The following is a 21,425-nucleotide window of genomic DNA, read 5'->3' on the forward strand; positions in this document are numbered from 1 at the left end:
TCAGGCGGCGCGGACCTGGATCCGGTTGGCCCAGGGGTCCTCGAACTCGACCGTACGGCCGTCGTCGCGGGTCTCCACCCCGAAGAAGCCGAGCCGGTCGGTCAGGGCGCCGAGGTCGTCCAACGCCGGCACCTCGATCCGGACCAGCCCCAGCCCCAGGGTCAGCCGGCGGCGACCGGCGCCGCGGCTCTGCCAGGTGTTCATCGCCATGTGGTGGTGGTAGCCACCGGCGCTGACGAACAGGGCGGTGTTGCCCAGCTCGGCGGTGGTCTCGAAGCCCAGCTGGTCGACGTAGAACCGACGGGCCGAGTCCACGTCGCCGACGCACAGGTGCACGTGACCCACGGTCGCCGGTCGGGCGGCGGCCGCCGCCACCGCGGCCGGGTCGAGGTGCTCACGCAGGAACCTGTTCGGGTCGAGCATCAGCGTGGCCATCTCGACCTGACCGTGGGTCCAGCTCCAGGCCGACCGGTCCCGGTCGGTGTAGAGCTCGACGCCGTTGCCCGCCGGGTCGGTGAAGTAGAACGCCTGGCTGACCAGGTGATCCGCACTCCCGGTGTACGTGCCCGGGTGCCGGCTGGCCACCGAGTGGACCGACGTGGCGAGATCGGCCTCCGAGTCGAACAGGATGGCTGTGTGGAACAGGCCCGCCGAACGGGACGGCGCGTGCCGCAGCTCGGGAGCGTGGACCAGCCGCAGCACCTGCTCGGCCCCTCGGCCGAGCACCACCTCCGACGCCGAGGTGGACAGCACGCTGAGCGTCACCGCGTCGCGGTAGTACGCCGTCATCGTGTCGAGGTCCGCCACCCGGAGGGTCACCGCTCCCATCCGGGTGTCGGCGGCCAGCAGGTCGGTACTCACGGCAGTCATTCTCCTTCTCCGGTCAGTGGTCCGCGGCGTCAGCGGACGACGGCGAAGCCGCCGGTCCAGCCGATCTGCTCGCCCACGGCGGCGGTCAGCTGCAGGAAGCCGATGGCCTCCAGCTCGCGGGCCCGCTTGAGGGAGCCGGCGTCGACGGCGCGCAGGCCACCGGCGACCACCAGGTCGGACAGGGTCTGCTTGGCGGCGGCGTCGTCACCGGCCACCAGGACGGTGGTGGGCTGGTTGTCGCCGACCGTGCCGCTGGCCAGGGTGGCGGCGAAGTTCGTGTTGAAGGCCTTGAGCACCGAGGCCGACGGCAGCTGCGCGGCGATCTCGGCGGCCTTGGAGCTGTCGGCCGGCACCACGAGGGAGTCGAAGGTGGCGAAGTCGAGCGGGTTGGTGATGTCCACCACGATCTTGCCGGCCAGCTGGTCGCCGTACCCGGCGATGATCTGATCGACGGCGGGGTGCGGCACCGCGAGCACCACGACGTCGCCGGTCACCGTCGCGTCGGTGTCGTCGCTGCCGACGTGGGTCACGGTGGCGCCGCCCTTGCCGAGCACGCCGGCGATCGCGGTGCCCATGTTGCCCTTGCCGAAGATGGTCACGTCAGTCATCGAGTCCTCCTGGAGTCGTTGTTTGTTGTATGTACAACTAATCTAACAGGCAATCGTTGTAGATACAACTGTTTGCTAGAATCGACGCCATGGCTGACACCCCGTGGCTGGACGACGACCAGCACCTCGCCTGGGTGCGGTTCGCTGCCGTGCTCGAGCTGCTGCCGAGATTCCTGGACTCCCAGCTGGAGCGCGACGAGCACCTGAGTCACTTCGACTACTACTGCCTGGCCATGCTGTCCGAGGCCCCGCAGCGCACCCTGCGGATGACCGTGCTCGCGTCGATGACCAACGCCACCCTGCCCCGGCTGTCCCGGGTGATGAACCGGCTGGAGGACGCGTCGTACGTCCGTCGCGAACCCTGTCCCGGAGACCGGCGCGCCACCAACGTGGTGCTCACGGAGGAGGGCTGGGCGAAGGTGGTGCAGGCGGCTCCTGGTCACGTCCGCCAGGTCCGCCGGCTGGTCATCGACGCCCTCGACCCCGAGCAGGTCGAGCAGCTGTCCGCGATCAGCACCAGGCTCCTCACGGTGCTGGATCCGGACCAGAAGATGATGGCGAGCGCGCTGCGTCCGACCCAGCCAGCACGCTGACGCCCCCTTTCACTCGCCGGCGCCACCCCTGCAGAGGGGGCGTCACACAGCGAAAGGGGGCGTCACGCAGCAAAGAGGGGGCGGCGGCGGCGTACGGGAAACGGGGCTCCCGAGAGAGGTCAGGACCCCGTCGCCGTCAGGAGCCGTCGGCGTACAGACGACAGACCAGCTCGCGGAACGCCCCGGCCCCGGCGGGCGGGTCGTCGCGCCACCAGACCAGCCAGACCGCGATGGGTGGGGCGTCGAGCACGGGTCGGTAGCGGATCCCGGGGTGCGGGAACTGGTCCGCCGTCGCCCGGGAGGTGATCCCCACCGCCTCCCCGGCCGCCACCACCGTGAGCCACTCCTCCATCCCGTGCACCTCGCGCAGGTCGCTCGGGCCGGCCCCGGTCGGCCACAGCTCGGTCGACGTGGTGCCGGTGGCCCGGTCGATCGCCACCGCCCGGCGACCGAGGTCGGCGAGCGTCAGCCGCCGGCGACGGGCCAGCGGATCGTCCACCGCGAGGGCGGCGCACCGGGGCTCCGCGCCGACCAGCGAGGTCTCGAAGCGTGCGTCGGGCAACGGTCGTCGGACCACCGCGAGCTCGACCTCCCCCTCCAGCAGCCCGGCGGTCGGGGTGTTGGACTGCACGAACACCACCGCCCCGTGGTCGGCCTGCCACCGGCGCTGGATCGGCGTGGTCAGCCGCCCGAACACCGACCAGGCGAAACCCACCCGCAGCTGGTCGGAGCGCTGCTCGGCCAGCCGCTCGATGATCGCGACCTCGGCCAGCACCCGGCGGGCGTGCTCGGCGACACGACGGCCGAGCACCGTGGGCCGCGCACCCCGGCTGGTCCGCAGCAGCAGCCGGACGCCCAGGTCGCGTTCCAGGTCCGCGACCGCTCGGGAGACCGAGGCCTGGGACGTGCGCAGAGCGATCGCCGCGTCGGTGAACGTGCCCTCGTCGACGACGGCGGTGAGGGCACGCAGCTGCCGCAGATCGGTCATACCCACAGCGTATAGCTGGCTGATGGGATGCATTGTGCGTATCGCTGGGGCCTACGAGAGTGAGGACGTGACCACCACCGACCTCGCCCACCCGGACCACTCCGCACCGGAGCCGGGCTCGGCTTCCGCCGCCGCCCGACCCGCTGTGGACCGACGCGGTGTCGCCGGATCCGGCCTCGCCCGACCCGGGCGCGGCATCGCCGCCCTGCTGGCCGGCGCCGCCAGCAACCAGACCGGCGCCGCCGTCGCGGCGCACGCGTTCCCGGCTCTGGGACCGGTCGGTGTGGTGGCCGTCCGGCAGCTCGTGGCCGCCGTCGTGCTGCTCGCCGTGGCCCGGCCGCCGCTGCGTCGTTTGACCGCCGCGCAGTGGGGGCCGTCCCTGGCCCTGGCCGCGGTGTTCGCGGTCATGAACCTCGCCCTGTACGCCGCGATCGAGCGGATCGGGCTCGGACTGGCCGTCACGCTGGAGTTCCTGGGTCCGTTGACCATCGCGCTGCTGGCCGCGCGCGGTCGCCGCGAGGGCCTGCTGGCCGCGGCCGCCGCCCTCGGGGTGTACGTCCTCGTGCTGCCCGGACCGTCCAGCGACCTGATCGGGATCGGACTCGGTCTGGTCGCGGCGACCGCCTGGGCCGGCTACATCCTGGTCAACCAGGTCGCGGGCCGACGGCTCCCGGGTCTCCAGGCCCCCGCCGTGGCCAGTCTCGTGTCGGCGACCGCCTACCTGCCGGTGCTCGTCTGGCTCGGTCTCGACGGGCGGCTGTGGGGCTGGCCGCTGCTGCTGGCCGTGGTCGCCGGCCTGCTGTCGTCGGCGGTGCCGTACGCCGCCGACCTGACCGCCCTGCGTCACCTGCCGGCCCAGTTCTTCGGCACGCTGTCCAGCGTCCAGCCGGTGTTCGCCGCCGGAGCCGGTCTGCTCATCCTGGGCGAGCGGCTGTCGGCGCACGAGTGGCTGGGGATCGCCCTCATCGTCGCGGCCAACGTCGTCGTCACGTGTCGACCCGGCCGCGCAGCCCGCCGCGACCGCCGGGCGGTAGGGGGAGCATGATCGTGCCCCATCACGCCTCGAGAACCAGCCACGCCTCGCTCGAAGGAGCAGCCATGCCACTCGTCATCGGAGTCCCCCGCGAGATCAAGGACAACGAGAACCGCGTCTCGGTGGTGCCGGACGGGGCCGCCGAGCTCGTCCACCACGGCCACCGCGTGCTGGTCCAGGCCGGGGCCGGCGCCGGGTCCCGCTTCCCCGACGAGGAGTACGCCGCCGCGGGCGCCACCCTGGTGGACAGCGCCGACGACGTGTTCGCCGAAGCCGACCTGATCGTCAAGGTGAAGGAGCCGATCCCGGCCGAGTACCACCGCTTCCGCGAGGGTCAGCAGCTGTTCACCTACCTGCACCTGGCCGCCGACGCGGAGCTGACCGAGTTCCTGCTGGACCGCCGGATCGACTCGATCGCGTACGAGACCGTGCAGACCCCCGACCGCCGGCTGCCGCTGCTGACCCCGATGAGCGAGGTGGCCGGCCGGATGGCCGTGCAGGCCGCCGCCCACGCCCTGGAGTCCCCCGCGGGCGGCGCCGGCATCCTGCTCGGCGGCGTGCCGGGCACCCCGGCCGCGCGGGTCACCATCATCGGCGGCGGTGTCTCCGGCACCGAGGCGGCCAAGATCGCCATCGGCATGCGCGCCATCGTCCGGGTCCTCGACACCAACCCGGCCCGGCTGGCCTACCTCTCCGACGTGTTCGGCGGCCGCCTGGACCTGGTCATCCCCAACCGGGCGGTCACCGCGGCGTCGGTGGCGGAGTCCGACGTGGTCATCGGCGCCGTCCTGGTGCCCGGTGCCAAGGCGCCCAAGCTGGTCAGCCGGGAGATGATCGCCACCATGCGTCCCGGCAGCGTGGTCGTCGACATCGCCATCGACCAGGGCGGCTGCTTCGAGACCAGCCGGCCGACGACGCACTCCGACCCGACCTACGTCGAGGAGGGGGTCGTGCACTACTGCGTGGCCAACATCCCCGGCGCGGTGGCTCGCACCTCGACCTTCGCCCTGACCAACGCCACCCTTCCCTACCTGGTACGGGTGGCCCGGCACGGTGTCCTCGGCGCCGCCGCGGCCGACCCGGCCCTCGCGCTCGGCCTGTCCACCGTCGCCGGCGAGCTGGTCAACGCCGCCGTCGCCGAGGCGCACGGGTTGGCCTACACGGACCCGGCCGGGGTGCTGGCTCGGGCCTGACGGCCGACGTCCGCCCGCTGCCGGCGGCGGGACCCGACCCTCCGAACGCGTATCAACGTCCGCGCGCCGAGGCTCTTGTTGCCAGGCACGGCGGCGGGAGCGGCATGGCACAGCGATCCGGACGGGTCCGGGAGTGGATCGGGCGATATCTGGTCGCCGAGCTGGCCGGGCTGACCACGGCGCTGCTCGCGGCCCTGGCGGCGACGGCCTGGGCTCCGGACCGGCTGGCGGTGGCCGCCTACGCCTCGGCGCTGGGCGAGGGCGTCGGCTTCTACGCCGGGTTCCTGCTCGTGCGCTACCTGCGGGAGGACATCGAGGGCCCGCCCCGGCGACGCCTCGCCGTGATCGTGGCGGCGGCGGTGGTCGAGTTCGGCCCGGCCGAGATCCTGGACACGGTGCTGATCCGCCCGGCCGCCATGTACCTGGCGTCCTGGGCCACCGGCAACGTGATCGTCGGGGTGCTGATCGGCAAGGTCGCCGCCGACGTCGTGTTCTACGGTCTGGCCATCACCAGCTACGAGACGCTGGTCCGCCGCTTCCTGCACCGCTTCCGTCGCTCGCCTGCGGCGCTGGAGCCGGAGCCGCCGGGGCTGACGGCGCCGTCGTTGATCGCCGAGGCCCTGATGATCGACACCGCGTCCGCGCTGGCCGGAGCCACCAGCGACGCCGAGCTCACCGCGGCGGACGACCCTCGTCGGTCGGCCGGGTCCGGAGCCGACGTGCCGCCGACCGGGCCGGAGCTGATCATGGACCTGGCCGTGGTGACCGAGCACCACCGCCGCTTCCGGCGGGCCCTGCCCGGGGTGGCGGTGCACTTCGCGATGAAGTGCCAACCCGACCGGCCGCTGCTGCGGCACCTGGACGCCCTGGGCTGCCGGTTCGAGGTCGCGTCCCTGCCGGAGCTGGCCACCCTCATCGAGCTCGGCGTCGGCCCGGCCGACGTGATCTTCAGCAACCCCGTGAAACCCTGGTGGCACGTCCGCGGTGCGTACGCGGCCGGTGTCCGCCGGTTCGCCGCCGACAGCGACACCGAGCTCACCAAGCTCGCCCGCTACGCCCCCGGAGCCGCGGTCATGATCAGGCTCGCGGTGACCCCGGCCGCCAGCGACGTGCCGAGCGAGGGCAAGTTCGGGGTCGATGCCGACGAAGCCGGACGACTGCTGCTGGCCGCGCGCGACGCCGGTCTGCGGCCGTGGGGGCTCACCTTCCACGTCGGCTCCCAGATGACCGACCCGGAGGCCTGGACGGCGCCGATCAGCCAGACCGCGATGATCATGGAACGGCTGGTCCACCAGGGCGTGCGCCTGACCGGTCTGGACATCGGCGGTGGGTTCCCGGCCGACTACGGCTCACCCGTCCCCCCGATCGAGGACTACGGCGTGGTCATCTCCTCCGCGCTGGCCCGGCTGCCGTACGACGTCGAGGTGCTGGCCGAGCCCGGTCGTGGCCTGGTCGCCGACGCGGGTCGGCTGCACACCACGGTGATCGGGCTGGCCGAGCGGCGGGGACGGCGCTGGGTCCATCTCGACGTGGGGGCGTTCAACGGTGGGATGGAGGCCCTCGAGACCGACCGCCGCTTGGTGCTGCCGATGACCGACGAGCGGGTGGGGCCGACCGTGCTGTCGGTGGTCACCGGTCCGAGCTGCGACAGCCAGGACACCCTGCGCGACGACGCTCTGCTGTCGGCGGACCTGCAGGTCGGGGACCGGGTGACCCTGCACACCGCCGGCGCGTACACGACGGCCTACGCCAGCGAGTTCAACGGGTTCCAGGTCCCCACGATCCGCTACGAGAAGCCGACCGCCCGGCCACCGGCCGAGCCGGCGGCCCGAGCGGGGTCAGTCGCCGTCCCCCGGCCCGTACAGGCGGGCGATGTCCGGCGAGTCGAGCCAGCCCTCGTACGTCTCCCGCTGCGGCCAGCCGTCCGGTGAGTCCTGCCAGACCTCCTGGCGGCCCCAGGGCAGCAGGTCGACGAGCGGGAACTCGTGGCTCAGCTGCTCGGTCCCACGACCGTTGGTGTGCCAGGTGCGGTAGACGGTGTCACCGTCGCGGAGGAACACGTTGACCGCGAAGCCGCCGCCGGCCGGTGCGTCGACGTCGGCGCCGAAGGGGCTGTCGGCGGTGGAGTACCACGTCATCTGGTTCCCGACCTTCTCCTTGTACGCCAGCGCCTCCGCGATCGGGCCCTGGGTGACGATCACGAAGCGGGCGTCGTAGCCGGTCAGGAAGTCGAGCCGGTTGAACTGGGCGGTGAAGCCGGTGCAGCCGCCGCACTGCCACTCCGCACCCGGGTTCCACATGTGGTGGTAGGTGATGAGCTGGCGCCGCCCGGCGAACAGGTCGACCAGCCGCACGGGACCTTCCTCGCCCCGCAGGGTGTAGTCCGGCAGGGCCACCATCGGCAGCCGGCGACGTTGCGCGGCGATGGCGTCCAGCTCGCGGGTGGCGGCCTTCTCGCGCCGGCGCAGCTCGTCCAGCTGCTCGCGCCAGGTGCCGGCGTCGACGATCGGGGGCAGGGCCGTGGCGGTCTCAGTCGTCATGGCTGTTGGGACTCGTGCACCTGCCCGAACTCATCGGCCTGACCGCCGTCAGGCGAGCTCGACCACCGCGACGTCGACCAGGATCTCGGTGGCGAGCTCCTCCAGGTCGGTCCGGACCGCGTCGAGGGCCGCGTCGGAGTCGACGGTGACCACCGCGCTCGCCTCGAACAGCAGACCGCCGGCCATCGGGGCCTCCCGGGTGAGGGTCTGCAGGTCGGCGACCCCCAGACCGTGCCGGGCCAGCACCCCGGAGACGGAGGCGACGATGCCGGGACGGTCGTTGCCGAGCAGCTCGAGCCGGACCCGCCGGCGGCTCTCCCCCGGCGCAGGATCGGCGTCCGTCGTCCGCACCGCGACGTCCAGCAGGCCCTCGAGCGGAGCGAGGGCCGCCCGCAGCTCGTCGGCCCGTCGGTCCGGCACGGTGACCAGCACGACCCCGGCGAACGTCCCGGCCAGCTCGGCGAGGTGACTGCGCTCCCAGTTGCCGCCGTTGCTGGACACGATGTCGGCGAGCGCCTTCACCAACCCGACACGGTCGTCACCGACGACGGTGAGCACGAGAGTCGTCACCGGCGCGATGCTAGCGGTCGCCTGCCGAGCGTGCCGGGCGTACGCCACGGGACGCGGTCGGGAGCCGGTCAGCTCTCGTCGGTGCCCTGGTGGAAGCGCTGCCGCCAGTCCCCGCCGTCGCGGACCCACCAGGAGCTGCGCAGGGTGCTCCGCTGGTCGCTGACCGCGCGCCAGAGGAGCAGGATCGTGGTGTCGTCGATGCGGCTCACGGCCACGGTGTCCAGGGTGACCGGCTCGGCCAGCGGAGCGATCACCGCGAGCAGCTCGTCCCGGCTCCAGAGCGTCCCCGTGCGCCCGATCTCACACCAGTCCGGGTGCAGCAGGGCCGCCACGGCGGCGGGATCGGACCGGACGGCGTCGCCGAGCAGGTCCCGCTCGAGCGCGACCACCCGCTCCTCGTCGGTCGGGCGGTCCTCCGGGAGCTCGTCGTCCAGGAGCGAGAACAGGTCGGCCTCGGGCTCCGGTCTGGGGGTGGGGACGTAGCCCGCGTGCGCATCTCCCAGGACCGGGGCCGGTCCGAAACCCGGGCCCGCCTCGGGCAGCCGGCCCTGGCTGTAGGCGAGCGCGGCCGCGTTGGCCAGCCGGTCGGCCTCCTCGTTCAGCTCGTGCCCGGCGTGCCCCTTGACCCACTCGAAACGGACTCGTCGGCCCTGCATGGCGGCATCCAGAGCCTTCATGATCTCGACGTTCTGCACCGGCTTGCCGTCACCCTTGCGCCAGTTCTTGCGCTTCCAGCCGGCCATCCACTTGGTGATCGAGTTGATCGCGTACGTGGAGTCGCAGTAGACGAGCAGGTCGTCGTCGGCGGCCGCGGTCTGCTGCAGCAGGTCGAGCACGGCGGTCAGCTCGCCCATGTTGTTGGTGCCGTGCGGCCACCCGCCACTGGCCCAGCGGTCGTCGTCGATGTACCAGCCCCAGCCGGCCGGTCCGGGGTTGCCGAGAGCCGAGCCGTCGGCCGCCGCGATGATCGTCACCGGGGCATGCTGCCAGATCCGGCCAGCGAGGGCCGCTCAGCGCAGGGCACTGACGATCCCGGTCAGTCGTCCAGCCGCTCGGTGGCGACGGTGAACCCCCGGTCCCGGAGCCGCTGCGGGAGGCACGACCCCAGAGCCACCATCGGCGTGACGACGCCGGCCCGACCGAGCTCGGATCCCTGGGCCAGGGCGAGCGCAGACTCCCCGAGCATGACCGCGGTCCCGTCGTAGCCGGGATCGTGGTCCGCGGCGATGGTGGTCCGGTAGCGCGCCCCGCTGACGGTGTCGGCGCGGACCTCGACCCGGAACCGGCCGCTCTTCCGGCGGCGTTCGTCCGGCCCCTGACCGGGGGCGGGCAGCACCCGGTCCAGCAGCGAGCGGGTCGTCGTGTTGGCCATCCCGGCCATCAGGGCCCCGAGGCCGACGGTGATCGCCCCGGCGGTCACCGCCCCGACCGGTCCGCGTCCGGTGTCGATGACCTCGCGGTAGGTGAACTCGCGACCGTACGGCCAGTCGGCCAGTGCGTTGCTGCGGTGCACGATCTGCCCGTTGTAGCCCCCCATCACGAACGGCGCCTGCCAGGTGCCGCGCTCGTCCCGACCGACCGGCCAGCCGCCGCGGTCGTCGGACGAGCCGTACCGCTGACCGGAGACGTCGTCGACCAGTGCCCGCTCGTCGCCGGCCAACCGGCGGGCGGTCGGGTCCTGCGCGGACTCGATCAGCTGCTGGCGCAGCGAGTCGATGGTGCCGCCGCTCACGCCGCCGCGCAGGCTGCGGACGTGCAGCACGGCGCCGGTGAGCTCGCCCGCACCGTCGGCGGCGGCCTGCGCCGCGGTGAGACCGACCCCGAGGTCGGAGGGGATGGAGTCGAAGCCGCACGAGTGCACGATCCGGGCCCCGCTGGCCCGGGCCGACTCGTGGGCGGCGTCGATGCTGCGGCGGACGAACAGGGTCTCCCCGGTCAGGTCGGCGTAGTGGGTGCCGGCCGCTGCGCAGGCCTCCACGAGCGGTAACCCGTACCGCAGATAGGGCCCGACGGTGCTGGCCACCACCGCGGTCCGGCCGGCCAGCTCGGTCACGGCCGCCACGTCCAGGGTGTCGACGGTGATCACCGGCCAGATCGACGCCGACCCGGGCAAGGACGACCGCACGCTGACCAGGCGGTCGACGGACCGGCCGGCCAGAGCCACCCGCAGACCGGCGGGGGCGTGCTCGGCCAGGTGCCGGGCGGTCAGCCGGCCCACGAAGCCGGTGGCTCCGACCAGGACGAGGTCGAACTCGGGTCGAGGATCATCGCTCACCCGGGCACGCTACGGCACGGCGCCCAGCACCGGATCCGAGCGGACGAGACGCGTCCGGCACGGCGGGTCAGGCCCCGGGGCGGCTCGACCCGGCGCCGCTCGACCCGGCGCCGCCGACGGCAGTCCGCTGACCGGGACGGTCCCGGTGTCCCGGCGGGTCGCTGACCGGAGCCGGTCCGACGTCGTACGCTGACGGTCACGGCGCGCCCGACGCCGAACCTCCACGGTCCGTCCCCAGCACGGTCCAGCGGGATCCGTCCGCACCGCGAGGCAAAGGGACTCGGTCTCAGGGGTCGCTGTCAGACCACACCCGTAGCGTCTCGGGCCGTGCTGCTGGGGAACCGGGTCGAGACGTGGGAGTCCGGATGACAGCCGATCGAGCCCTGAAGCGCCGCGTACGGGACCGTGCCCGGCGCACGGGCGAGTCCTACACCGCTGCCCTCCGGCACCTCCGACCCCCACCAGGAGCGAAAGTGCCCACCACCTCACCCACCTCGCTGCGGCTCGCCGTGGCCCAGACGACCCACCACACCGACCCTCGCGACACCGAAGCCCTCCGCGCCCTGGGCGTGGAGATCCGCGCGCTGATGCACCAGGCCAGTGTCGCCGGTGCCGACCTGATCCAGTTCCCCGAGGGCACGCTCTGCTTCCCGGACAAGCGGCTGCTCTCCCGCGATCCGGACCAGCTTTCCGAAGCCGACTGGACCCGCTTCCCCTGGCTGGTGCTGGACGACGAGATCATCCGGATCCGTGCTCTGGCAGCGAAGCTGCGGTTGTGGACCGTGCTCGGTGCGCAGCAGCGCGCCGGCTCCGACCGCGGCGGGGACGGCGGGAGGCCCACGACCAGCCTGCTGATCATCGACCCCGCCGGCGAGGTCGTGGGGCGCTACGACGAGCGGATCCTGTCGCGCAGCAAGCAGGCCTATCTGTACGCCGCCGGCACCGAGAGCGTGGTCATCGAGGTCAACGGGCTGCGACTCGGCTTCACCTCCGGCCTGGAGGTGCTGTTCCCGGCGCTGTTCAGCGACTACGAGGAGCAGGGCGTGGACGCCGTGCTGTTCTCCACCGCCGGCCCGGCGGATCCGGCCGAAGCGGACTCGCTGTCGTCGTCGGCCCGCACCCACGCGCTGCAGTGCGGCCTCTGGGTCGGCTACGCGGTGCCCAGCGACAAGGCCCCGTACGCGGCGGCGGGCATCCTCGCCCCCGGAGGTGAGTGGGTGGCTCGCTGCCCCGACGAGGCGATCCCCGCCATCGCGGTCGCCGACGTCACGCCCCGACCCGAGCACCCCGGACGGACCTGGCGACGGACGATGCTGCAGGCGCTGGCTGACTGAGGGGAGCGTGTGGGCGCGGCGTCGACCGTGGTGCCGAGGGTGCGCGGGCCGAGGCGCCGACGTGGCGCCGAGGGGTGCGTGGAGCCCGTACGTGACTCCGCGGCGAGATCCGGTCAGATCAGCCGCTCGACCCACCACCGTCCGTGACTTCGCGGCGTGATCCGGTGCGAGCACACCGTCAGCCTCCGTCGGCCTGGCGTGCAGCCAGATCGAGGAGAGCCCGGCCTTGGATCCGGAACCCCTGGCGCAGCTGCCATTCCGCGCCGGCCAGCCGACGCAGCAGGAGGTAGAACCCGACCAGCTCGGCCAGCTCGCCCTCGGGTTCGTCGGTGTACCCGGTGAGGACACCGCGGATCAGGTCCGGGTCGGTCAGACCGAGGACGGCGAGATCCATCGCCAGGTCGCCGGGCCCGACGTCATGCAGGTCGATCAACCCGACCACGCGACCGTCCCGGACGAGGACGTGCTCGGCGCGACCGTCGAACAGGGTGAGACTCCCGGAGCGGTCGGCGAGGACCGGAGCAAGATCATCGAGCCGCCGACGCAGCGTCCCCACCTGGTCCTGCGTACCGCCGGCCGACGGCCACCAGGCGATCAGCTCCTCGGTCCACGCGGTGATCCAGCCGTGGACCGTCGGCTGACCCGAGTACGGCGGCCCGCCAGGCAGCCGGTGCACCGTACGCAGCATCCGGCCGACCTCTCGTTGCGCCCCCAGCGGGCTGCGCGAGCTGATCGGGTCGCCGTCGATCCAGCGCAGCACCAGCACCGACGGTGAGCCGTCGACGTACGCGACGATCTGCGGCACCGGCAGACCCTCGGCGGCCAGGATCGCGTTCGCCTCCACGTCCCCGGCCAGAGCGCCCGGTGCTGACGCGGTCTTGAGCACGAACCGCTCGCCCGACCTGTCCCGGGCCTGCAGCGTGGCGCGACCGGGTCCCGCCTGCAGCATCCGCATCGGCTGGAGCCCGACGCCTGCGGCCAGATCGACCAGTTCTGCGGTGACCTGATCGTGCACGTGCGTGCCGGTCAGCGCCGGATGGGCGGCGGGTCGTCGGGCACCACCGTCTCGCCGATGAGTCGCCACAGCTGATCGGCGGCGTTCGCATAGCCCCCCGTGGCCGGGTCGAACGCCTCCGGCTCGAACGTGACCGCCACCGCGATCGACGTCCTCGTCGGCGGGTGGTAGCCGAAGGCTCCCGCCGCCCCACTGAACAAGGGATTCTGCAGCACCCAGCTGCCGCTGGTGACGATGCCGAGGCCGTAGCTGTAGCCGACCGACTGCGGGAAGCAGGTCGGGCAGCCGTCGATCGCGGTGGTCTTGCCGATCAGGTCACGGGTGATCATCTTCTGGTACGACTCGGGTTTCAGCAGCCGGCCGGAGCCGATGGCGTGTGCGGTCGTGTTCAGATCGAAGATGTTCGTGGTCTGGACCGCTCCCCGGGTGATCGTCCAGGACGGGTTCCAGTAGGTCGACTCCTCGATGAAGGGCTCGCCCGGCTTCAGCTTCAGGAACTCCCGGCGCTCGGAGGTGAACGCGTGCAGCGCCGGTTCGGGGATGGCGGCAGTCCCGGGGTCCTCCGTGTTCTCCAACCCGAGCGGACCCAGCACCTTCTCCTGCAGCAGGTCATCGACCGACCGACCGGTCGCCTTCTCGATCACGAGACCGAGGATCACGTAGTTGGTGTGGGAGTAGTTCCAGTTGGTGCCCGGTGCGTACACCAGTGGTTTCCCGGTGCTGTAGGCGATCAGCTCCTCCGGCGTCCACGGCCGGAACGGCTCGGCGTACTGGGCGTCGGCCATCAGCGGGTCCGCCACGTAGTCGGCGTACCCCGAGGTCATCTGGGCGAGCTGGCCGATCGTCACCCGATCGGCGTACCGCAGGTCCGGAAGATACTGCGACACCTTGTCGTCCAGGCTGAGCGCGCCCTGTTCCTCCAGCAGCAGCGCCAACGTAGCGACGTAGGAGATGGCCACCGCCCCGTTGCGGAAGTGCATGGCCGTGGTGGCCGGCACCCCCGTCATCGACTCGCCGACCGCCTCGGTGAGGATCTCCTGATCACCCGAGGTGACGCGGACGATCACCGCCCGCAGGTGGGATGACGCCCGTACGCTCTCGACCACCGCACGGACCGCCTCCGCCTTGGCCGGATCCGCGGTGAGCGGCGTTCCCTGGCTCTCGGAGCGCTCTGACTCAGGGTCCAGTGGCGGCGCCACGTGACAGGCTGTGGCCAGGACGGCTACCGCGACGAGCACACCGGCCAGCCGGGTCCTCGACCCTCGTCTCCGCATGCGAACTCCGTCCTCGACCAGCCAGACGCCGACGGAGTGGACCCGTCACGACGGATCGTACGGGTCGTCCCTGACGCGGTTCGCCGGTGGCGAGACGGACGAGCCCTCCGCCGGACTGACCGAGCAGGAGGTTCTGTCACGCTTCCGACCGCTCAGCGCGCCAGAACCTCCTCCTCGAAGGTTCGGACACGACCGCTCGGAGATGATCGTGGTCACGATCAACGGTTGGCGCCGCAAGATCTCGGATCGTCACGCTGGTTCACGTCGGAGCGGGAGGCTCCGGTAGGGGCAATGATCTTCTCCAGATGACAGCGCCGGGCCTACCCTGATGGGCGGAGGGGCTTTATTCGAACATGTGTTCGACTATACTTCAGACATGAACCGGCCGACTCCTGACGAGACTGCGGATCATCCGCTGCTCGCAGCGGTGGATGCGGCCGAGACAGCCGTCGAGCACCTGATCAAGCTGGTCGACGACGGCGCCCACACCGATCTCGGGGCATTCGGCCTGGTCGAGGTGCTCCGGCACGTGGAACGGGTCCGCAACAAGCTCCCCGTCGTCGACGGCGCTCTCATCGAGTTCGGGAGTGAGCAGGGTGCCTCGGGAATCCTGTCGGAACGGTCCATGGTCGGGGTGCTCGTGTCCGGTCTGCGGGTCTCGGCCGGGGAGGCGTTGCGACGGGTGCGGGCCGCCGAGCACCTGGCCGAGCGGCGCTCACCGCTCGGAGAGACCCTGCTCCCGATCCGTGAGGAGATCGCTCGTGCACGCCGCGACGGACTGGTGGCGCCGGAGCAGGTCGCTCTGATCGACGGGGCCCTGCGCAAGGTCGGTCACTGCGCTCCGGCGGATGTCGCGGCTGGGGAGGCGTTGCTGACGGAGCAGGCGACCCGGCTCGGTTTCAAGGACCTGCAGACAGTGGTGACCAAGGTGGTCGAGGCCATCGACCCGGACGGCATCCTGCCCACCGACGAGGCCGAGCACGAGCACCGCCGGTTCCTGCACCTGAAGCAACGCACCGACGGCTCCTGGGCGGGCGACTTCCGGTTCACGCCAGCCGTCGGCGCGAAGCTCGCCGCCCTGCTGGGGCCGTTGATGCATCCCCGCACAAGCACCGACCGACCCGACGATGCCGAGGGCGCGCCGGGCCGGAGGCGGGTCCTCGACGACGAGCGCACCATCGGGCAGCGCCGTCACGACGCCTTCGCCGAGATCCTGGACGCCTGTCTGCGATCGGGCGAACGACCGGAGACCCAGTCCGGGACACCGGCGACCTTGATCCTGACCTTCACCTGGGCCGAGTTCACCGAGGCCAACGGGATCGGGACCTACGCCGACGGCACCCCCTGCTCTGCCCGCACGGCACGCGACCTGGTCGGCGAGGCCGAGATCGCGTTCTGCGTGACGGGCGCGAGAAGGCAGCCGCTTGACCTCTACCGGGCGAAGCGGATCGCCTCGACGGCTCAGACGCTGGCCCTGATCGCCCGAGACGGCGGCTGCTCGTTCCCCGGCTGCCAGGTGGCTCCGCAGTTCTGCGAACGTCACCACGTGATCTCGTGGTGGGACGGCGGGGACACCAACATCCACAACCTGACCCTGCTGTGCAGCTACCACCACCGCCACTTCGCCCAGCGGGGCTGGCAGTGCGTCATCACCACCCAGGGTCTGCCGGTCTGGGTCCCGCCCCGCTGGATCGACCCGGAGCAGCGACCGATCCTCCACCACCGGATCATGATCAGCACCTGGGACGTGCAGGACCCGTTGACCTTCGATTCCCCTGATCGGCTTGAGCCACCTGAGGAACCAGACCCGCCCGATTGAGGCCGATGCCGATCTAGCGGCCGAGTCACCAGAACGGATCAGCACGGCCGACGCGTCGGACCGGGAGCAGCATGTCCGCTGGGAGGCTGCCACCCAGGAAGACGCCTGGGGTGGCTGCTGGCGCGCGCGACCAGGAGTTTGCCGCGTCAGGCCAGGACCGCCGGTTCGTCCGCTGCCACGACGCGGGCGTGCGAACGCCTCGCCGCCTCGCGCGCGTGCGAACGCCTCACCACGCGCTCCCCTGCGTGCAGCAACGGCCGACTCCCACACTCCGCGCGCAAGAACAGCCGACGTCGTAAGCCCCATGCGGCCAGCCGAAGCCGGGTCAGACGGAGATGCCTGCCTGGTCGGCGGGAGCGTCCGCCAGACGAGCGGCGAGACGGGCGGCGGCGCGCCAGGCCAGGGCGACGGTGGTGAGGGTCGGGTTCGACGCGGTCGCGGTGGGGATGACGCCGTTGCCACCGAGGTAGAGGTTCTTCACGCCCCACACCTCGAGGTCGGGGCTGCAGACCGAGGTCCCGTCGTCGGTCGGACCCATCCGCGTGGTGCCCTGGTAGTGCAGGGACGAACCGCCGGCGGCCAGCTCCGGCCCCTCGGCGGTGGTGCCCAGACGATCCGCGACCGCCACCGACACCTGCCGCATCTGCTCGATGACGGCGAGGTCCGCGTCGGTGCGGGAGTAGCGGATGTGCATCCGGGGCATGCCGTAGAAGTCGACCTCGGTCTCGCTGAACTCGACGGCGTCGGAGTACTGGATGTCCTTGGCGGCGTAGCAGGCGGTGACGGCCAGCCGCGACGTCGACAGGTCCTCGGCGCCCGGGCCCCCGCCCATCGACATCTTGAAGGCGGAGTTGGCCAGCGGGATCACCCCCATCTGCAGTGGGCGGGCGTCGGAGAACGGCGTGATGAGGCTCATCACGTTCTCCGGGTCACGCTCGAACTGCTGCGGGTCGAACTCGTCGGACAGCATCAGGAAGTTCGCCATCTGGAAGTGTTCGTTCAGGTAGTGACCGAGGGCCGGCGGGCGGATGCCGGACGCGAAGAGCACCTGCGGCGTCCGCAGACCGTCGGCGCAGACGATGACGTGGGTGGCCCGCACCTCGTACGTGGTGTCCGACCGGCGGTCGCGCAGTCGAGCGCCGACCGCGACGCCGTCCTCGACGAGCACCCGCTCGGCGAGCGTCTCGGACCGGAGCTCGAAGCCCGGGACGTCACGCTCGAGCTCGCCCAGGATCGCGCCGGTCCCGGCGAAGCGCAGCGAGCCGTTCTCCCAGCGGGTCGAGGTCGGCATGAACCCGGTGGGGTTCAGGTCCGGGCCGTCGAGGACGCCGGCCACCGCCGTGCGCAGCGCCTCGGGCAGCCCCCGCCCCGGGATCGGGTGGGCGGTCGTGCCGAGCAGCTCCTCGGCCCGATCGAGCGCGGCGTCCATGTCGTCAGCGTCGATGAACGGGATGCGCTCGGACTGCTGCGGGCGCGGGCTCGACGTCCCCCAGTGGATGCCCATCCCGCCGACGCCGCTGGCCATGCTGGCCGCGGGCAGACCGACCTCACCGGGTTCGAGCGCGGGCCGTGGGTCGACGAAGAAGAGCCCCGGCAGGATCGTCTGCCGGAACTCCAGGCTCGGGTCGATGCCAGGCGCGATGTCGGACAGGGCCTGGGCGCGCACCACCCCGGCGTCCGGTCCCTGGGTGAGCAGTTGCGCCGCCGCCCGCTCCTCGTCGGTGAGGTTCTGGGTGTGATCACCGCGCGAGCCGGGGACGACCGGGCCGACCTCGACCATCAGCACGCGGGCGTGCGGCGCGGCCTCGCCGATGGTGCGGGCGTAGGTGGCTCCGGCGGGGCCGGAGCCCACGATCACGACGTCGTACGTCTCGCGCTGGTCCATGTCAGGTCGTCCGTTCTGGTTCGGGTTCAGGGAAGCAAGGATCTGGGGGTCAGGAAGCGGGGACGGTGGTCGAGGTCAGGTCGACGACGTGGCCCGTGTGGACCCACGGGTCACCGCCGGTGCCTTCGTACTCGATCGTCAACGGGCCGCAGTAGCCGTGTCGGTCGAGGATGCCGAGCGCCCGCGGCAGGTCGATCGGACCGACCGTCCCGTCCTGTCCGACGTGGTGGGCCTTGACGTGCACCAGCTCGGCCCGCGCCGCCAGGGCGTCGATGCCGTCGTAGAGAGAGGTCAGGTCCAGACCCGCGAACGGGTCGGCCGCTGCCGTCCCGGGCTCGGCGAAGAGAGCCGCCATCAGCGGCTGCAGCAGCGCGTCGAAGTTGCCGAGATCGAGCAGCAGCCCGGGCCCGTCCGGCCCGACGCCGTCGAGGAGCGCGTTCATCCAGACCGGGTCACTGGACGGCCCGCCGTGGTTCTCTACCAGGAGCCGGATGCCGCGCTCGGACGCGAAGGCGCCCAGCTCGGTCAGGGCGTCGATCAGGTGAGCAGGGGGTACGTCGTCGTGCTGCGCGCTGAACGGCGAGCCGGCGTTGACTCTGACGAACCTGAACCCGAGGTCGGCGCAGCGGGCGATCCACCGCTTCAGCTCGGCCACGTCGGCCGCGAGCCGGGCCGGATCGGTCTGGGCGAGGTCACCGACATCCACGGCCACGTTCACCAGAGCGAGGCCGGCGTCGCGGGCTTCAGCTGCGAAGGCGTCCAACCGGTCGTCATCGAGTCCGGTGAACTGGAACGCGACCGCCTCGACGCCGGTGACGGCGTACGTGCGGGCAGCCCGGGCCGGGAACTCGGTGATGTCGAGCAGCTTCGGGAAGTCCTGGGCATACGTCTGCTCGGCGCCGTTCGCGTCGGTGAACGCGATCGAGATCGGGCCGAGCTGCTCGCGGAGGCTGTAGGACGAGATCGACAGCTGGGTCAAGACGGTGGCCACCTCTTCGTGTCGGAGCTCCCGATCCGCAACCGCGAATCGGTAGTGACTACCACTTTATCGGCGAGCCCAGGTCCGGGTCAATAGTGGTAGTGACATCCGATCGGAAGTGAGCACTAACCTGGGGTCATGGGACTTCGTGAGCTCAAGGCCACCCGGACGCGGCAACGGATGACCGACGTCGCTCTCGAGCTCTTCCTGAGCAACGGCTTCGACGAGACGACCATGGAGCAGATCGCCGAGCGCGCCGAGGTCGGCACGACGACCCTCTACCGCTATTTCCCCACCAAGGACCAGCTGCTGCTCGACCCGCTGGTCGAGGCGATCGACCTCGCGCCGCACCTGCGCAGCCGCCCGGTCGACGAGCCGCTGGCCGAGTCCCTCGCGGCGGCCATGGTGTCGGCGGCCGCCGCGTTCGACGGGGCCGGCCCCCGGATCGCGGAGCTGCGCCGGTTGGTGGACACGGCCCCGGTGGCCAGGGCCCGGCTCTGGGACCGGGTACGGACGCTGCGGGAGGATCTCGAGGCGGTGATCGCCGACCGGATGGGCCGGAGCGCTGACGACCTGTCCGTCCGGGCGACCGCGGGTCTGGCGCTCGACCTGTTCCACCTGGTGGACCGGGACCGCGACGCGACCCGGACCCGGACCCGCGAGCAGATGCTGGCCGGACTGCTCGGCGACCTGCCCTCCAGCACCCTCGTGGTCCCAGTGCTCCCCCACCCAGCGGCCGAACCGGACGACGACGCTCAGAGCATCATGTCGGCGAACCGGCTGTAGTGCCCCTGGAACGCCACGGTGATCATCTTGGTCGGGCCGTTGCGGTGCTTGGCCACGTCCATGTCGGCCTCGCCGGCACGGTCGGACTCCTTGTCGTTGATGTCGGGGCGGTTCAGCAGCACGACCATGTCGGCGTCCTGCTCCAGCGAGCCGGACTCACGGAGGTCGGACAGCATGGGGCGCTTGTCGGTGCGCTGCTCGGGACCACGGTTGAGCTGGGACAGGGCGACCACCGGCACCTCGAGCTCCTTGGCCAACAGCTTGATCTGCCGGCTGAACTCGCTCACCTCCAGCTGGCGCGACTCGACCCGCTTGCCCGACGTCATCAGCTGGATGTAGTCGATCACCACCAGCTTGAGGTCGTGCTTCTGCTTCAGCCGACGGGCCTTCGCCCGGATCTCCATCATGGTGAGGTTCGGGGAGTCGTCGATGTAGAGCGGGGCCTCCGAGACCTGACCCATCTTGGACGCCACCCGGCTCCAGTCGTCGTCGCTCATCCGACCGCCGCGGATGTGACCCAGCGGGATCGACGCCTCGGCCGACAGCAGCCGCATGGTGATCTCGATCTGGCTCATCTCCAACGAGAAGATGACCGAGGTCAGACCGTTCTTGATCGACGCCGACCGGGCCAGGTCCAGCGCCAGCGTCGACTTCCCCATGCCGGGTCGCGCGGCCACGATGATCATCTGCCCCGGGTGCAGACCGTTGGTCAGCTCGTCGAACTCGGCGAAGCCGGTCGGCACGCCGCCGAAGCTGCCGTCCCGGGAGGAGATGGCCTCCATCTCGTCCAGGGTCGGCTGCATCAGCTCCGACAGCGGCTTGTAGTCCTCCGAGGCGCGGCGGTCGGTGACGGCGTAGACCTCGGCCTGGGCGCGGTCGACGATGTCGTTGACCTCACCCTCGGCGGCGTACGACATCTGGGCGATCCGCACCGACGCGTCGGCGAGCCGGCGCAGGATCGCCTTCTCCCGGACGATGTCGGCGTAGAAACCGGCGTTCGCGGCCAGCGGGACGCTGGACAGCAGGTCGTGCAGGTAGGGGGCGCCGCCGATCCGCAGCAGCTCGCCGCGCTTGCCCAGCTCGGCGGACACGGTGACCGCGTCGGCAGGCTCGCCCCGCCCGTACAGGTCGATCACGGCGTCGTAGATCTGCTCGTGCGCGGGTCGGTAGAAGTCGTTGCCCCGCAGCGCCTCGATGACGTCCGCGATCGCGTCCTTGGACAGCATCATCGCGCCGAGCACGCACTGCTCGGCAGCCATGTCCTGCGGCGGGGTGCGGTCGAGCCCCCTGGTCGAGTCGTCTCCGTACTGCGGGATCGCCTCGGCCAGACTCACTCCGCGTCCTCCTTCGGCCGACCCACGAGCGGGGCCAATAGCATGCATGTTCGTACGGTAGGTGCCGCCTCCGACAGTCATCGATCTCGCTCCGACGGCGACCAGCGGGGCAGGCAGCGTGGGCCAACGTACGCCCCGCCGGGCGGCTCCGCCACCCGAGATGAACAAGTTATCCACAAGGAGTGTGGATAACCGGCAACCTCGTGTGGAGGACACGCGGTGGGGTTGTGCACTCCCTGGGCACAAGCCTGGGGACAACCCGGCTCCGCCCCGGTGAAACTGCCCCTGACCAGGGCCTTCACTCCGAAGTACCCGTGGACGGAGATTTC

19 protein-coding genes are annotated in these 21,425 nt (G+C 71.6%); 7 read left to right on the forward strand and 12 right to left on the reverse strand.

What is annotated here, in order from left to right:
* Entirely contained in the window at positions 1–861 is an 861-nt protein-coding gene (locus ABD714_RS12220) for a VOC family protein (protein WP_344812632.1), read from the reverse strand.
* Between the two features lie 38 nt (positions 862–899).
* On the reverse strand, positions 900–1,478 hold the full coding sequence (locus tag ABD714_RS12225) for an NADPH-dependent F420 reductase (RefSeq protein ID WP_344812633.1): 579 nt from the start codon (positions 1,476–1,478) through the stop codon (positions 900–902).
* 89 nt (positions 1,479–1,567) lie between these two features.
* Here ABD714_RS12225 and ABD714_RS12230 point away from each other — a divergent pair, with 89 nt between their 5' ends.
* Positions 1,568–2,071, forward strand: coding sequence for a MarR family winged helix-turn-helix transcriptional regulator (locus tag ABD714_RS12230; protein WP_344812634.1), 504 nt, complete (start codon positions 1,568–1,570; stop codon positions 2,069–2,071).
* A 136-nt stretch (positions 2,072–2,207) separates the two neighbouring features.
* Here the strand turns inward: ABD714_RS12230 and ABD714_RS12235 are convergent, their stop codons facing one another.
* Positions 2,208–3,059 (reverse strand): LysR family transcriptional regulator, encoded by an 852-nt coding sequence (locus tag ABD714_RS12235; protein ID WP_344812635.1) that lies wholly within the window; start codon positions 3,057–3,059, stop codon positions 2,208–2,210.
* A gap of 67 nt (positions 3,060–3,126) precedes the next feature.
* Between ABD714_RS12235 and ABD714_RS12240 the strand changes: the two genes are divergently transcribed.
* The 3 genes from ABD714_RS12240 (at position 3,127) to ABD714_RS12250 (ending at position 7,216) form a co-directional block, all read left to right on the forward strand.
* Entirely contained in the window at positions 3,127–4,104 is a 978-nt protein-coding gene (locus tag ABD714_RS12240) for an EamA family transporter (RefSeq protein WP_344812636.1), read from the forward strand.
* 53 nt (positions 4,105–4,157) lie between these two features.
* Positions 4,158–5,285 carry an alanine dehydrogenase gene (gene ald, locus ABD714_RS12245; RefSeq protein WP_344812637.1) on the forward strand — a complete coding sequence of 376 codons (1,128 nt, stop codon included), beginning with the start codon at positions 4,158–4,160 and terminating at the stop codon, positions 5,283–5,285.
* Positions 5,286–5,389: 104 nt separating this feature from the next.
* The gene (locus ABD714_RS12250) at positions 5,390–7,216 is read left to right on the forward strand and encodes a type III PLP-dependent enzyme (protein WP_344812638.1); all 1,827 of its coding nucleotides are present in this window, start codon (positions 5,390–5,392) and stop codon (positions 7,214–7,216) included.
* On the opposite strand, the gene ABD714_RS12255 is transcribed toward ABD714_RS12250, so the two are convergent.
* From ABD714_RS12255 to ABD714_RS12270, 4 genes are all read right to left on the reverse strand, one after another.
* Complete coding sequence (locus ABD714_RS12255) at positions 7,124–7,825, reverse strand: DUF899 domain-containing protein (protein WP_344812639.1); 702 nt, start codon at positions 7,823–7,825, stop codon at positions 7,124–7,126. The two genes, ABD714_RS12250 and ABD714_RS12255, sit on opposite strands and share 93 nt — an antisense overlap.
* 48 nt (positions 7,826–7,873) lie before the next feature.
* Positions 7,874–8,395, reverse strand: coding sequence for a glycine cleavage system transcriptional repressor (locus ABD714_RS12260; protein ID WP_344812640.1), 522 nt, complete (start codon positions 8,393–8,395; stop codon positions 7,874–7,876).
* Between the two features lie 68 nt (positions 8,396–8,463).
* A complete protein-coding gene (locus ABD714_RS12265; protein WP_344812641.1) occupies positions 8,464–9,369 on the reverse strand; it encodes an RNase H family protein in 906 nt (301 codons plus the stop codon).
* A gap of 62 nt (positions 9,370–9,431) precedes the next feature.
* Entirely contained in the window at positions 9,432–10,670 is a 1,239-nt protein-coding gene (locus ABD714_RS12270; protein ID WP_344812642.1) for a saccharopine dehydrogenase family protein, read from the reverse strand.
* Between the two features lie 365 nt (positions 10,671–11,035).
* Between ABD714_RS12270 and ABD714_RS12275 the strand changes: the two genes are divergently transcribed.
* On the forward strand, positions 11,036–12,004 hold the full coding sequence (locus ABD714_RS12275) for a carbon-nitrogen hydrolase family protein (protein WP_344812643.1): 969 nt from the start codon (positions 11,036–11,038) through the stop codon (positions 12,002–12,004).
* 178 nt (positions 12,005–12,182) lie between these two features.
* Here the strand turns inward: ABD714_RS12275 and ABD714_RS12280 are convergent, their stop codons facing one another.
* Positions 12,183–13,019 (reverse strand): phosphotransferase enzyme family protein, encoded by an 837-nt coding sequence (locus ABD714_RS12280; protein ID WP_344812644.1) that lies wholly within the window; start codon positions 13,017–13,019, stop codon positions 12,183–12,185.
* Positions 13,020–13,030: 11 nt separating this feature from the next.
* The gene (locus ABD714_RS12285; RefSeq protein WP_344812645.1) at positions 13,031–14,218 is read right to left on the reverse strand and encodes a serine hydrolase domain-containing protein; all 1,188 of its coding nucleotides are present in this window, start codon (positions 14,216–14,218) and stop codon (positions 13,031–13,033) included.
* A gap of 451 nt (positions 14,219–14,669) precedes the next feature.
* Here ABD714_RS12285 and ABD714_RS12290 point away from each other — a divergent pair, with 451 nt between their 5' ends.
* Positions 14,670–16,112, forward strand: a complete 1,443-nt coding sequence (locus tag ABD714_RS12290) for an HNH endonuclease signature motif containing protein (protein WP_344812646.1) — start codon at positions 14,670–14,672, stop codon at positions 16,110–16,112.
* 325 nt (positions 16,113–16,437) lie between these two features.
* Here the strand turns inward: ABD714_RS12290 and ABD714_RS12295 are convergent, their stop codons facing one another.
* Both ABD714_RS12295 and ABD714_RS12300 read right to left on the reverse strand, forming a co-directional pair.
* Entirely contained in the window at positions 16,438–17,997 is a 1,560-nt protein-coding gene (locus ABD714_RS12295; protein ID WP_344812647.1) for a GMC oxidoreductase, read from the reverse strand.
* Between the two features lie 49 nt (positions 17,998–18,046).
* On the reverse strand, positions 18,047–18,988 hold the full coding sequence (locus ABD714_RS12300; protein ID WP_344812648.1) for a sugar phosphate isomerase/epimerase family protein: 942 nt from the start codon (positions 18,986–18,988) through the stop codon (positions 18,047–18,049).
* A gap of 126 nt (positions 18,989–19,114) precedes the next feature.
* Here ABD714_RS12300 and ABD714_RS12305 point away from each other — a divergent pair, with 126 nt between their 5' ends.
* Positions 19,115–19,762, forward strand: coding sequence for a TetR/AcrR family transcriptional regulator (locus ABD714_RS12305; RefSeq protein ID WP_344812649.1), 648 nt, complete (start codon positions 19,115–19,117; stop codon positions 19,760–19,762).
* Here ABD714_RS12305 and dnaB read toward each other — a convergent pair.
* Entirely contained in the window at positions 19,732–21,021 is a 1,290-nt protein-coding gene (gene dnaB, locus ABD714_RS12310) for a replicative DNA helicase (protein ID WP_344812770.1), read from the reverse strand. The genes ABD714_RS12305 and dnaB overlap by 31 nt on opposite strands.
* Positions 21,022–21,425 lie beyond the last annotated feature (404 nt).

Source organism: Microlunatus aurantiacus (genome assembly GCF_039536605.1).
GTDB classification, from domain to species: domain Bacteria; phylum Actinomycetota; class Actinomycetes; order Propionibacteriales; family Propionibacteriaceae; genus Microlunatus; species Microlunatus aurantiacus.